13 protein-coding genes are annotated in these 13,247 nt (G+C 43.0%); all 13 read right to left on the minus strand.

Annotated elements, in window-relative coordinates:
* Positions 1-137: 137 nt before the first annotated feature.
* Entirely contained in the window at positions 138-728 is a 591-nt protein-coding gene (locus ACFQWC_RS20780; RefSeq protein WP_341358015.1) for a YdeI/OmpD-associated family protein, read from the minus strand.
* Between the two features lie 38 nt (positions 729-766).
* A complete protein-coding gene (locus ACFQWC_RS20785; RefSeq protein ID WP_377108998.1) occupies positions 767-1,138 on the minus strand; it encodes an iron chaperone in 372 nt (123 codons plus the stop codon).
* Positions 1,139-1,231: 93 nt separating this feature from the next.
* Positions 1,232-1,777, minus strand: coding sequence for a GNAT family N-acetyltransferase (locus ACFQWC_RS20790; protein ID WP_341356818.1), 546 nt, complete (start codon positions 1,775-1,777; stop codon positions 1,232-1,234).
* A gap of 241 nt (positions 1,778-2,018) precedes the next feature.
* Entirely contained in the window at positions 2,019-3,314 is a 1,296-nt protein-coding gene (locus ACFQWC_RS20795; protein WP_377109060.1) for a PA domain-containing protein, read from the minus strand.
* Complete coding sequence (locus tag ACFQWC_RS20800) at positions 3,209-3,586, minus strand: helix-turn-helix domain-containing protein (protein ID WP_377108999.1); 378 nt, start codon at positions 3,584-3,586, stop codon at positions 3,209-3,211. The genes ACFQWC_RS20795 and ACFQWC_RS20800 overlap by 106 nt, the downstream gene beginning before the upstream one ends.
* 329 nt (positions 3,587-3,915) lie before the next feature.
* Entirely contained in the window at positions 3,916-4,497 is a 582-nt protein-coding gene (locus ACFQWC_RS20805) for a sugar O-acetyltransferase (RefSeq protein WP_299739673.1), read from the minus strand.
* Positions 4,494-6,287, minus strand: coding sequence for a glycoside hydrolase family 13 protein (locus ACFQWC_RS20810; RefSeq protein WP_377109000.1), 1,794 nt, complete (start codon positions 6,285-6,287; stop codon positions 4,494-4,496). Before ACFQWC_RS20810 ends, ACFQWC_RS20805 begins: the two co-directional genes overlap by 4 nt.
* Positions 6,281-7,138, minus strand: coding sequence for an alpha/beta hydrolase (locus ACFQWC_RS20815; RefSeq protein ID WP_377109001.1), 858 nt, complete (start codon positions 7,136-7,138; stop codon positions 6,281-6,283). The genes ACFQWC_RS20810 and ACFQWC_RS20815 overlap by 7 nt, the downstream gene beginning before the upstream one ends.
* A gap of 74 nt (positions 7,139-7,212) precedes the next feature.
* The gene (locus ACFQWC_RS20820; RefSeq protein WP_341356821.1) at positions 7,213-8,370 is read right to left on the minus strand and encodes an ROK family transcriptional regulator; all 1,158 of its coding nucleotides are present in this window, start codon (positions 8,368-8,370) and stop codon (positions 7,213-7,215) included.
* A 72-nt stretch (positions 8,371-8,442) separates the two neighbouring features.
* Positions 8,443-9,249, minus strand: coding sequence for a sugar ABC transporter permease (locus ACFQWC_RS20825; RefSeq protein ID WP_377109062.1), 807 nt, complete (start codon positions 9,247-9,249; stop codon positions 8,443-8,445).
* Between the two features lie 37 nt (positions 9,250-9,286).
* Positions 9,287-10,516: a carbohydrate ABC transporter permease gene (locus ACFQWC_RS20830; RefSeq protein ID WP_377109063.1), complete on the minus strand. Its 1,230-nt coding sequence runs from the start codon at positions 10,514-10,516 to the stop codon at positions 9,287-9,289.
* A 130-nt stretch (positions 10,517-10,646) separates the two neighbouring features.
* Complete coding sequence (locus ACFQWC_RS20835; protein WP_377109002.1) at positions 10,647-11,897, minus strand: extracellular solute-binding protein; 1,251 nt, start codon at positions 11,895-11,897, stop codon at positions 10,647-10,649.
* A 126-nt stretch (positions 11,898-12,023) separates the two neighbouring features.
* Positions 12,024-13,100, minus strand: a complete 1,077-nt coding sequence (locus ACFQWC_RS20840) for a peptidyl-alpha-hydroxyglycine alpha-amidating lyase family protein (protein ID WP_377109003.1) — start codon at positions 13,098-13,100, stop codon at positions 12,024-12,026.
* Between the last annotated feature and the right edge of the window lie 147 nt (positions 13,101-13,247).

Genomic DNA, 13,247 nt, shown 5'->3' on the forward strand with positions numbered 1-13,247 from the left:
TCTATTTCTGTTTCGATACATAGAATCAGCCCCAATCCAGAGCTCAGTACAAGATGGAACTTGTACCATCAGTCTTTCTATATACCTATTTTGCTTTCGTCCTAATTATTCATGTGGGACGAGGGGACAGGTCCCTATTAATCATTCAATCCCTTACCATCAAGAATATGCTCCATATATTTTTCAATCCTTGATTCGCGGGTTTTGGATTGTTTGGCTTTAGAGAAATAAAGAATGTAGGCTCGTTGCCTTCCCGGGGTCAATTCTTCAAAAGCCGTCTTCAAGGCAGGGACTTCATCGAACTTGGTTTGAAGTTCTTCCGGGATGGTGTATTCTTCTGTCTTTTTTAATTCCACTTGCAAACCGGCCTTTTCCACTTCAATGGCTTCCTGGATATACGCTTTCAAGATTGGCTTCATTTCTATGATTTCTTGAACATTCGTGAACCGGATCTGGCGCGCTGCCTGCACATTCTCCGTTTGTTGGATGAGAATCCCGTCAGGGTCCTTTAATAAGGCCCCTTTGTGAAACAGAAGCGCACAATAGTCTTTAAATCCATGCATTAACACGATGTTTTTACCCTCTAGCGTGTAACAAGGATGCATCCACTTGATTTCTTCGTCCAGCTCCTCAAAGCCAAGAAGGATGCTTCTCAACCTCTCAAATTCTTCCTTCCAGGTCTTGGTTTTTTTTATAAATCCATCCACCTTACGATTCGGCTTTATCATCATGGAACACTCCTTCTTATATGAACTCTAAGTGTTGTCTATTTCCGCCAAAATCCCGTGTATTCTGCTTTATCCTGAATATTATATGTAATCATATCCTCAAGCAATTTATAATCCACAGGGTCTTTCCATTTAATTCGAAATAAGCCCTTGGTGGCACTGTAGCCGGCTTGTTCAATTCCATCGGCAAAACGCGTCATGGTTACTTCCTCGGGTGCAACGCTTACATGTTGCTTCGCAGTGGAGATACCTATGATATATGTCCCGTGATCAGTAAACATAGGGGTATTCCATTTCATCACTGGTTCCATTTGCGGGAATTTCTCCATGATCCACTTCAGGATTTCCTCCATTCGATTGCGATGGTCGGGATTATCGATACCTGCTAAATATGGTGCAAATACATCCATCTTGTTCCCTCCTACTTTAAAATGATGCCGTTCAGGATTAACCTTATCTGATTTCAACTATATATTTTACATACTGGATAGTCAAAATTGGCCCTATCTTCGCCTATGACTTCGTAAAACCGTGATAAAGCCATCCAGGATATCATGAGAAACCGAGAACCCTTTCCGCTGATAGAATTCCAACGCCTCTTGATTCCCATTCGATGTAAACACAAAATAATCTTCCACATCCTCGAATGTTTTCAACCAATCCATAGACATGGTAAAAAGCCTGGATCCCACACCGAATTGCCGATACCCCTCTTTAATATAAAATTGGGATAAACATCCTACATTCTCTTTCTTAACCGATGAAAGATCGAAAAACGTGGCAAAGTCATTTGAATACGATTCTTTAGGTGATATGTTGGAATACACATAGGCGACAATTTCGTCATGTTTATGAGAATCCTTCACCACCACTATGTAATTGTGTAACGCACTTTGGATCGATGGCAGCATCCTGGTATCAAAATTCATGCTGTCAAACCGTTCTGGAGTAATAATAGCCTTTAATTGTTGAAAGTCCATCAGTTCATTGCACAGGTCCCGACAGTATTCTGCCTTTTCTTCCGGAATCACTTCATATAATAGATTCATCGTCAAGGCCCCCCTTTATAATCGTTGAGTCAGAGGGTATATAGCTACACCCTCTGGCAATCATGTCTGCTACACTAAGATAATACCTTCTCACAGAGAATCCGTCATGTATTATTTTCTCTGATTGTCTACTGTTTTCCTTTAAATATGTTGGCCATTCCATGACAAAAAGGCGAGCATAGGATCAACCTTACCCGCCTTTCTTTGTCTATTTGATTAACACCATAAAATGAGCTAACAACTACTTTAATCTGTACGCCTTAATGACTTCCTGCTTGATCGTATTGCCCGCATCGTCCCATGCACTTGCTCGTAGGGAGACGGATCCGCCCGGGTTATTCGGATGTTTGATATTGGCTTTCCACTGTAAACCTTCAGCTGACAAATCAACCGCTTTCCACGTTTGGCCTTCATCAAAGGAGATTTCCAGTGTAGCTCCTTCCACGTTTCCGGCACCCACAGCGTCTTCAATATGATCGGCTGATAGGGTCATTTGTGTCGTACTGTTGGCTTCTACTTGATTTGCCATGTCTGTTTTTACGTTGAAGTTAAGTTCCATGAGCGGTACTGTTGTTTCCTCTAACCCCTGATACTCTGACCAGAATGTCCACTCCGTATGGGTTCTTACAGATGTGTCATAACGTTCAGGGTTACGAGTGTTATCTGAAACGAGTCGATATTGGGTACGTTCGCTCGGATTATTATGACTTGTGGAGAGCCCTTGTCCTATTGCTTCCTTGATAAGGGTATCTCCCTGATAAAATTTTAAATTCTGATCATCAAGTGTATAGGGGTTCGAGCCAGCATGCCCTGCCTCGGAATCGCCCCAACCTGGTACGTTAAAGTAGAATCGGTTCCTTTCACGGAAAGGGGAGAAATATCCCTCTCCGAAAGATGGGCTTATCACTGCACCAAACCAGGTTTTATCTAAACGGTCACCTGCTTCATATGCCGTTAGCCCATCCCTCATTTCCCAAAAGTCTTCATCAGAACCTGTCATGGCAGCTTTTTGATACCATGAACTTCCTTCAGTCGTAGAGATCCATTCTTCCCTTTGATGAGGAAACTCAATTGGTTCCCACCTGAATTTGCGGTCTACCGTACGGTTTGGACGGAAATCAAAGCGCCATTCTTCTCCTGCAGCCTCCCGATCTGAATGATAGGAAGTGTCCACTTTAGCCAGTTCCTCCGGTTTCGGGGCATAAACCAGTGGTCCATCAGGGATAGAATCAGTGTAGACTGAAATCAAGTCATATGAATAAGGAGAGTTTGGAGCCCCTTTAACAGGCAGGACCAGATTTCCAGTACGTGAAGCTTCAATCAGTTCTTTCCCATCCACACTCGTTACAGATGTAACGGCAAGGGGAATTGGATCATAACTCTCATTTACATTCCTGTATGGCTCAACCAACTCTTGAGGTGCATCGTTGACTACGATGAGAAGCTTTGCTCCCGCTGCCATGGCTGCCTTCCCTCGATCATAGGACTCCACTTCATCACTACGCTCAATGACGACGGCTTTTCCTTTGGCATAAATACCTTCGTAATCCGATGCAGCCCCCTTACCAGCATTATAATGGCATTCATCCAATCATGGAGCATTGATTTAATAGAATAATAAGTCTCTATTTCTTTCTTTAGATCCACCTGTAACCGGTTTGCTAATAGGTTCAGGACTTCAATCGAATACTCTGTCAATCCTCTCTCAATCTTACTGACATGAGTACTTGAACAAATCCCAATACCAAGATCACGCTGGGTCATTTGTCTCTTTTCACGGTAGAAGCTGATGATTTTGCCTTCAATCATTGTGCTGGCACTCCTTTAGGTCACGTATATTGAATTTAGTTCAAGAGATTCTATAGAAAAAAGTTTATAACTTGTTTTTCCAATTTGCTATAGGGGTTTTTAATGGGACTAAAGGAGTGGTTGCATTTAAAACAGCACTATTTGGGGGGAGTCTTCGTCCTGCACTCCAGCCAACCTCTTAAACAGCTGGAATTACTTGTCCCGAAAATAAATATAAAACCCGAACAAACCTGGCTACTTTTAAACAGGTTTGTTCGGGTTTTCCTTAGACCAAAACACTCTGGTCCCAGCCTTTTTCCGATTTACTATGGTGTTTCTTTATTCATTTTCTAAATATCCCTTACGACTCTGCAAGGATTTCCCACTGCTAGACTGTTTTCAGGTATTGATTTCGTCACAACACTTCCGGCTCCGATAACTGCATTGTTTCCTATTGTGACTCCTGGCAAAATGACTGAATTACCGCCTATCCACACGTTATCTCCAATAGAGATTGGCTTAGTCAATGTGCGGTAAGGGGCTTCATCCGGACCATGATGGAGATTGATTCTTTCAGATGCCCGGAGAGGATGAGTGGCCGAATAAATCTGGACATTCGGTGCAATTAGAACGTTCTCCCCTATCGTCACTTTATTTGTATCCAAAATAGTACAGTTAAAATTGATAAACGTGTTTTTTCCAATTGAAATGTTTTGTCCATAATCACAGTAGAACGGCTTTTCCACCCACACATTTTCTCCCATTGCTTCAAGAAGCCCGGCCAGAATCTCCTGTTTTCTTTCTGCCTGGTCTGGAGGGGAGAAGTTGAATTGATCCATCAGAACCCTTGCTTTCCTGGCCATTTCCATCAACTCGGGATCTCTTGCATTATAGTACTCTCCATTTAACATTTTTTCTTTTTCAGTCATCAGTTATTTCTCCTTTTACTGTCATCTACGATTCTCAAAATTTTAATACTGAAAGCCTCCACCTCCATCTTGGACGCCACTGTTAATGGATTTTCTCCAGTCAGTAAATCCTCCACTGTTTTTCCAATCAGGTCATCAGGCATTGTGAGGGACTTGCTACTGTCTGAACGGCTGAGAAAACATAAGACAGTCTCATCCCCACAGCTTCGCTTGTAGCCAATCACGTCCTCCTCAATAGGGCTTTGAATGAATTCTATACTTGCTTCACTGCTTAATGCCCGGTGCTTTTTCCTTAAATCAATAAGCTCGGTGATAAAGGTAAGCAGCTCCCGGTCCTGCTTTTCTGTATCCCATTCCATACACTTTCTGCACCCCGGATCCATCGCTCCAGTCATACCGATTTCATCACCGTAATAAAAACACGGAGTACCAGGAGAAGTGAGCAAGAAGGTAAACAATGCCCTAACCTTTCTCGAATCGTTGCCACATAAAGTGGCAATTCGCGGGGTATCATGACTTCCAAGCAGATTGAAAGCAGCATCCATGACAGGTTTCGGATACATCAAATAAGCATCCGTTGTCTGATTGGCAAATTGAATGGCTGTGATGGAACCTTTCGCAAAGAAGTCTAATGCCGGAGACGTATATGGATAATTCATGACGGCATCGAATTGATCTCCCTGAAGCCACGGTAAGGCATCGTGCCAGATCTCCCCAAGGATATAAAGATCCGGTTTGACCTTTTTGACCTCTTTCCTGAATCCCCTCCAAAAATCATGGGAAACCTCATTCGCAACATCCAGCCTCCAGCCGTCAATGTCAAACTCCTTCACCCAGTATCTCCCGACTTCCAGCAGGTAACTGCGCACTTCTTCATTCGCCGTATTTAACTTTGGCATTGTATGGGTGTATCCAAACGTCATATATGTCGGGACCGGTGTTGTCTGTAGCGGGAAATCGTCAATATGGAACCAGTCCTTGAACCGGGAATTCTCACCGTTTTCTAAAACATCCTGAAAGGGAGGAAAAGTGAAGCCGCAGTGATTAAACACCGCGTCCAGCATAACCTTGATTCCTCGCTTATGACACTCATTCACCAATCGCTTAAATGTCTCTTTATCACCGAATTGGGGATCAATCGTTAAGTAATCCTCCGTATCGTATTTATGATTGGAAGGAGCTTTGAAGATGGGGGTGAAATAGATGCCTGTGATACCCAGCTCATCCAAATAGTCGAGATGATTGATGACTCCCTGGAAATCCCCGCCGAAGAAAGTGTGTTCACTTGGTTCCTCACTTCCCCAAGGGAGTGTTCCCTGAATATCATTCCCTTTGTCTCCATTGGCAAATCTCTCCGGAAAAATCTGATACCATATTGTATCTTTCACCCAATCTGGGGCGGCAAATACGTCTTCTTTCAATAAATAAGGATACAGGAAGAACGAAGAAATGGCTTCGTCCAGTGATGGATAGAAGCCCTTCTCAGTGAAATAAAGCACTTCCTTTGAATCCCGAAGCTCGAAGGAATATTTCACCCTTTTGTCCCGGGGCCTGATACTCACTGTCCAATAATCATATAATTCTGTCGAGCCGCACTTATTCATTTCTTCGATCTGTTTAGGAATCCAGCTCCACACGTGATCGACAACTTCACCACGGAAAGGATCATCCCATATCAAGTAAACGGAATCTACATCGTTTCTTTTCGTTCGGATCCTGAATTGAAGAGTGTCGTGATCCAACGGATAGGCATAGTTTCCTTTTGGACGGTGGTAAACAGCTTCTCTCAGCATCCTACTTCCTCCTTCTTTTCTAATACATCAATCAGTACAGCCTTTCCTTTTTCTGTTCCAAAGAAATAGAGCAGTGGGGCATGAACCCTTTTCGCCCAGTCATCTTCTGTATGTTTTCCAGAGTGATCAATCTGAAACAGGAATTCTTTTTCATGCTCGTATCCCAATCGTAGAAGGTGTGCTGCCATATCTTCCACTTGAGCAACTTCAATTAATGGACCTTCTTCTGCCCCAATATCCATCCAGATTTTCTTTAATGGGACTTTCTCTGAAAATTTATTCACCAGGCTTATCTCTCGTTTCAATTCCTTATGATGATAATAGAAATAAGGCGACATGATGCCAACCATACTGAATACTTCCGGGTTACGAAAGCCGATATGATAACTGACCGCTCCTCCCATGGATGAACCCATCAATGCCGTACATTCAGCGGTTTTCTTGGTCCGGTACGTCTGATCGATAAGAGGTTTGATTTCATGAATCAGGAATGTTTCATACTGATTTCCCTTTGCAGAAAAAGGCGTGGTTGAGAACGGCACATCTACTTCCCCCTCTCCATGAAAATAAAAGTTGTATTCATTGGAACGTTCAGTCGGGTGATTCTCTATTCCAACAATAATGATTTCTTCCATTTCCCCTTGTTTAATTAACTCATCCGCTATCTCATGCATCCTCCAGGATTGTCCATTAAATGCAGTGTGGAAGATATTCTGACCGTCTTGCATGTACAATACTGGATAATGCTTACTCCCCACCTTATAACTTGGGGGCAGGTAGATATGGACATTGCGGGTATTGCCTAGATAAACGGATGAAACGTTTTCAATTGTTTGAATAGATGAGTTCATAATTCGTTCTCCTTTTATTGATTCAATGAATTAACTATTAGTGGTAAAAAAAGTTGAACACGTGCATGGCATGTTCAACTTTTGTATTGATAGATGCCATTCAGCAGGGCAAGGCTTCCTGCACCAATGACTTCAATATATTCGCCGAGACTGGATGCCTGGAAATCGACCTTCTGTAAGGAAGCTACGTATGCCTGATTGTTGACTTCCCTGCTGATCAAATCGGCAAGAACTTTATTATATCGTTCCAGTGGCCCTCCAATCACCACTCTCTGAACATGAATGATATTGATGAAGGAGGATAACGGAACTGAAATCTTCTCTCCTGCAGCCTCCAGGGCAGCGATGGATTCTGCGTTTCCTTCTAGGATAGAATGTGTTAACTCCTCAATGGAGTCACTCTTCCGTTCCTCGGCAAGAGCTTGCAAGGATGCATATTCATTGATACACCCCTTGTTTCCGCACCAGCATGGCCGTCCGTCGGGTTGGTATGTCATGTGAGCGAATTCTCCCCCACCTGATATACCACTACGGAAATGTGTGTCATTTAATACCAGCCCAGATCCAAGGCTGCGGCCCACATAGAGAAACATAAACTGATCGAAATGCTTACTTTCACCAAACAACTTCTCTGCAAGCGTCATGGAGCTGACATCACGGTCTACGTAAACCGGGAACGAAAAGTGGTTCTGTAAATAGTCGTAAAGGGGAATTTCCGGCCAGCCTTCCTCTTCGTTTCCCAGAACTGTCCCCTTCTTAATATCCACGGGCCCATTGACCCCGATTCCTAATCCGGTAATCACATTATCTGAATGCCGATGAATGAAAGTCTTTAACTCTTCCACTATAAAATGGAGGTAGGCATCGACCGTAAACTCTTTGGAAGGTGTGCTTCTGACTACATCCTTCACCCTTCCGTTCAGACTGACTAACCCGATGGAGATTTCTTTCATCCCAATATGCATCCCAATCACCCATGCGGCTTCATCCCGTAGAGTAAGGGCTACGGATTTCCGGCCAGCCCCCTGCTTCTCAACCGGGAGACTCCCTTGTTCCTGAATCAGGCCCTCTTCTAAAAGATCCGAGGTTATATACGTAATGGTCCCCCTGGTCAAATTGGTCAGCTCAGCAATCTGATGCCTTGAGATCGGTCCGTTTCTCAACATCGTCTTCAAGACGAGGGAGCGGTTAAATTGTTTAGTTCTTTGCGTATTCTGCCCTTTTAATCCCATGATTCCATTCCTTTTCCAACGTTAATATGACTAATATATCAGACTTCCTCATTGATCACCAATGGAATCCCGTTATCCTTTGGTTCCTCCAGCTGTCAATCCGGTAGTGAAATAACGTTGCAACGAGAAGAATAGAATACTGATTGGAATAGCAATCAGTACAGCTCCTGCAGCAAATTGAGTATATGAATTACCAAACTGTGAACTGATTAATTGATAAAGTCCAACAGCAAGGGTATATTTCTCCTCGGATCTAAGCAGGATCGTCGCCAATATGAAATCCGTGAAAGGCGTAATGAAACTGAATAAAGCCACCACCGCAAGTATCGGTTTAGCCAATGGCATGATGATCTGCCAGAAGATGCGAAGATGACCGGCTCCATCCATGGTGGCCGATTCGTCCAATGATTGGGGAATGGTGTCAAAGTACCCCTTCGCAAGCCACGTATTCATAGGAATCAATCCACCGACATATATCAAGATCAAGATAAGGTGGGTATCGATCAAACCCGTCATATTTGCAAAGACATAGATCGCGATCAAAGCAGAGAAGTTCGGCACCATTTGTAAAATCAGGAATAAAAGGAGGCCGTTTTTTCTCCCTTTAAATCGATAACGTGAAAACGAATAGGCAGTCAGCCCAATAGAAATGACGGCCAGTATCATGGTGATGAAACAGATCTTAATGGTGTTCCAGTACCATAGAAGATAGGGGGTACTCTCAAGGTCAAACAGCGTTTGATAGTGAGCAAACGTGAAATTGTCCGGAATGATGGAAGAGCTTGTTAAACTGTCTCCGGGATTCAGTGAAGCTCCAATGACCCATAGGACCGGATAAAGCACGATGATGCTTGCTGTAAAGAGAAATGCGTATGACATTGTTATTCGTATTCCATTCCACCATGCTGCTTTCATATTACATCATATCCTCTTCATTGAATGATTTTGTTCTCCTGAATTGCCATAAAGCTATCACAATGACGATGATTGATAGAATCATTGTAATGGCCGCGGCTTTACCATATTGAGCAGAAGCCATAGTCAGATCGTACACCCACGATATCAGGATATCCGTTCCCCCTGCATTCTGACCGGAAACAGCAGGACCTCCTCCATTAAACAAATAGATTACATTGAAGTTATTAAAGTTATACGTATATTGTGTAATCAAGATGGGAGCGGTCGCAAATAGAATCATAGGCAGGGTAATGTTCTTAAATTGACTAAAGCGTGAAGCCCCGTCCATTGCGGCAGCTTCATACAACTCTCCGGGTATTGACTGGATAACCCCTGTCACCATCACAAAGATGAATGGGAAGCCAAGCCACCATTGAACGAAGATTAACGCAATCTTCGTCCAGAATGGTTCAGTCAGCCAAGGAACCGCATCAACTCCAAAGAAATGAAGGATGTTCTGATTAATGGCACCAAAACTCTCATTGAACATACCTGAGAAGATTAAGACAGAAACGAAAGCCGGGATCGCCCAAGGTAATATAAAGATGGTCCGAAATACTCTCTTCCCCCATATTTCCTTTTGCTGTATCACGATTGCTAACAGATTCCCAATCACAACTTGCCCAGTTGTCGCTGCAAAGGTCCAGATAATGGTCCAGGCAAATACACTGAGAAATGTTTCCCTCCAAATATCTACTTTTACTAAATCAATGAAATTCTGAAATCCTGTCCAGTCTACCAATTTGGCAGGTGGGGAATGATAAAGGTCATAATTCGTGAATGACAGGAGCACCATGAAGATGATTGGAAACACAACAACAAACAACAAAAGGAGAAAACCGGGGGTTAACATCATATATGGAAACCCCGAGTCAATCAGATTCCGGTATTGCTCCTTTACTGAGCTTATTGAACGGCGTTCGTCCCTTTTTTTACCTGTTTGATACGCATCATATAGGTTGAAGCCATATACCGCCAGTCCCAACAGCGTAACAACCAAAGCAATGATTCCCTGTATCAACAAGAATATGGAATGATCACGGGGCAGTTCAGATCCAAGTGTCACTAATCCCCAAAGCCCGATATCTAATAAATCATGAAAAGCAATAAAGAACGAGCCAGCCATCAAGAGGAATATCAAGCCTTTTACAAATTGCCGGTTATAAAATTGACCAAGCCCCGGTATCATCGATAACACCGCAGCAAGCCTTCGATGTTTTGTGCCCGGTGACTGTTTCTGAGAATGTGAGGGCTTTTCAGTAAGATCACAGGTCTCAAGTTCTTCTTTTCTGACACTATTCATCGATTCGCCTCCCTCCTTACTGATGATTTGCTTCTATGGAAGATTGAATCGTCTTAACGGCTTCATCAAGAGCTTCTTCCGTTGGCTTCTTATCTAACGTGATCAACTCAAGCGCTGTCCCCATCGGTCCCCAAACCTCTCCCATTTCCGGAATATTCGGCATTGGGACACCATATGTGGATTGAATCGCAACAGCATTAGCTTCTTGGTTATCTTGGATAAGCGGATCATTCAGGAGGCTTTTGACAGGTGGGATTTCTCCTGTCGTTTCAAAACGGATTCTGGCATTTTCTTCACTACTCAAATGTTCGACCAGCATTTGTGCCCATTTGGCATGAGATGAATAGCTGCTGACATGCCAACCCTTGACACCAATCAACGTCTTCATCGGTTCGCCATTTGGCAGTTTCGGGAGAGGAGCCACACCAATATTTACACCGGCTTCTCTGAAACTATTAAACGCCCAGGGACCCGCCATTACGGCAGATGCTTTTCCCTCTATAAACAAGCTTTCCATCGTGGCTCCACCATTTTCACCGAATAATCCTTTAGGGAATATTCCTTCTTGATACCACTTCTTGATATATTCCGCTCCCTTAACGGAACCATCATTATTTAACCCGATATCCTTCCGATTGAGACTTCCACCCTCGTCGTCAAAGATATAACCGTCCATGCCTCCCATGACTCCAAAGCCAAAGTAAAGGTTATTCCAAACTGCTAGAAATCCATACTGGCCTGGTTCTGTGTTTTTAGATAAGGCATATAATTCTTCCATGGATGCCGGTGCCTGACCCATAAGTTTCTTATTATAAATCAGCACCGGTGTCTCAGCAGCCTTTGGCAGTCCATACACCTTCCCGTCATAGGTCTGGGAATCGATAGAAGAATCAGTAAACTGATTAAGTATTTTCTCGTTCACATCAATCGGATTCAAAATTCCTTCGATGGCCAGCTGTCCGATCTGATCATGAGGAAGGGTAAATACATCTGGTCCTGTGCCTGCGGGTCCGTCCAACCTGATTCTCTCCTTCATTTGAGAAGACATTTCTACTTCTTTAACTTCTACGTTTATTCCCGTCTTTTCTTCGAAGCTCTTAATAGCTGGTGCCAAGGCATCTGATTTCCCAATATCCTCCCAAACAATAAGATTTTCAGGTTTTGAATTGATCTTTTTTTCGTCTACAGATGAGGAGGACTCTTCTGGTCCACATCCACCTAAACCTATTAATGCCCCTATAAGCAATAAAGCTTTTACCATATTCATTTAATATAACCCCCTAATTAATTAATTAATTCATTTAATTAATTAATAGTATAATAGATTTCAGAAATTTCGCAAGCCCTTTCAAAGCAATAAAAAAAGAGCACACGTCTGTGCCCTTTTCTACCATCATTCCTTGACCCTGAATACTTGCAGCCGGTTATTCTGAAGTTCTGCCACAAAGATATCCCCATTTTGATTCACCGCGACATCGTGGGGAACCTTCATTTCCCCGGCTTTTGAACCCCACTTTCCAAATCGGTTGATGATTTCACCATTCTTATTTACTATCACTACTTGATGTGATCCTCTTCCTGTGTTTGGATAAAGTGCATCACCGCCATCTACGAGATACACGTTTCCATCATTCCCTACTTCCACACCGAAAGGACGACCTATTTCCTTCTGTTCCCACGCATCCAGGAATTCCCCGTCCTGGTTCAACACCTGAACTCTTGCATTGTTTCTATCTGCCACAAACAAGTTCCCTTTCTGATCATGAGAAATTCCATGAGGAAGGTTGAATTCACCCGTACCGTTCCCCAGGTCATTCTTCTCCCAAAGGAAATTTCCATCAGAATCAAATTTTACAATCCTTCTATTACGATAACCATCGCTTACGGCGAATGAACCATCTTCCATAACGGTGACATCTGTAGGACGGGCAAATGTGTACTTAGTCATCCCGGTTGGAAGATTTGGAAGTACATTCCTTATCCGCAGAGCAGCCTCCATATAAAATGGATAGTCATCTCCAAATGTGGCCAGTAAGTGACCATCAGGTGTAAACTTGTACACCTTGTTCAGCGTTATATCTGTGATCCAAACATTATCTTCATCATCGATCTCCAAGCCATGAGGGGATGCAAACATATTCTTTCCCCAACGGTCTTTCACCTCTTTTGTTTCCCCGTCAATCACAATGAGGGCAGGTTCTTGTATTAAGCTTTCTCCACCATATTCCGAACTTCCCCGATGTAAATAGAAGATATCCCCTTTACTATCGACGGCTACTCCACTGGCTTCCCCTGCCATTTCTTTATCTTCCTCTGTCCGCGGCCAAAGAATTTCAGGTTTATAATCCTTTGACTGTTTTGCTTCAGGGACTTCTTTATACACTGTATCACTTCCTCCACGACTGAACCATGCTATCAATGCTCCCAATATAAGGAGGATGCCTATCATTATTTGAATTTTCTTTCGCAATCCTATTCAACTCCATTTCATCGTTTATTCTTTTGAATGCAGATATGAATGTACCATATGATGGCCTTCGCTTTCCTCTGACCTGTTACATAAAAATATATCAGTCTGGAGACCTATGATGTAGATTGTCTTTTTTTCAGCTGGAAT

Origin of the sequence: Rossellomorea sp. GCM10028870 (assembly GCF_042666755.1) — a bacterium.
GTDB lineage: Bacteria > Bacillota > Bacilli > Bacillales > Bacillaceae_B > Rossellomorea.

Excerpts from the sequence above, each read along its gene's own strand:
- ACFQWC_RS20780 (WP_341358015.1), bottom strand. The coding sequence starts at position 728 with ATGATAAAGCCGAATCGTAAGGTGGATGGATTTATAAAAAAAACCAAG.
- ACFQWC_RS20785 (WP_377108998.1), bottom strand. The coding sequence starts at position 1,138 with ATGGATGTATTTGCACCATATTTAGCAGGTATCGATAATCCCGACCAT.
- ACFQWC_RS20790 (WP_341356818.1), bottom strand. The coding sequence starts at position 1,777 with ATGAATCTATTATATGAAGTGATTCCGGAAGAAAAGGCAGAATACTGT.
- ACFQWC_RS20800 (WP_377108999.1), bottom strand. The coding sequence starts at position 3,586 with ATGATTGAAGGCAAAATCATCAGCTTCTACCGTGAAAAGAGACAAATG.
- ACFQWC_RS20810 (WP_377109000.1), bottom strand. The coding sequence starts at position 6,287 with ATGCTGAGAGAAGCTGTTTACCACCGTCCAAAAGGAAACTATGCCTAT.
- ACFQWC_RS20815 (WP_377109001.1), bottom strand. The coding sequence starts at position 7,138 with ATGAACTCATCTATTCAAACAATTGAAAACGTTTCATCCGTTTATCTA.
- ACFQWC_RS20820 (WP_341356821.1), bottom strand. The coding sequence starts at position 8,370 with ATGGGATTAAAAGGGCAGAATACGCAAAGAACTAAACAATTTAACCGC.
- ACFQWC_RS20825 (WP_377109062.1), bottom strand. The coding sequence starts at position 9,249 with ATGTCATACGCATTTCTCTTTACAGCAAGCATCATCGTGCTTTATCCG.
- ACFQWC_RS20830 (WP_377109063.1), bottom strand. The coding sequence starts at position 10,516 with ATGATACCGGGGCTTGGTCAATTTTATAACCGGCAATTTGTAAAAGGC.
- ACFQWC_RS20835 (WP_377109002.1), bottom strand. The coding sequence starts at position 11,897 with ATGAATATGGTAAAAGCTTTATTGCTTATAGGGGCATTAATAGGTTTA.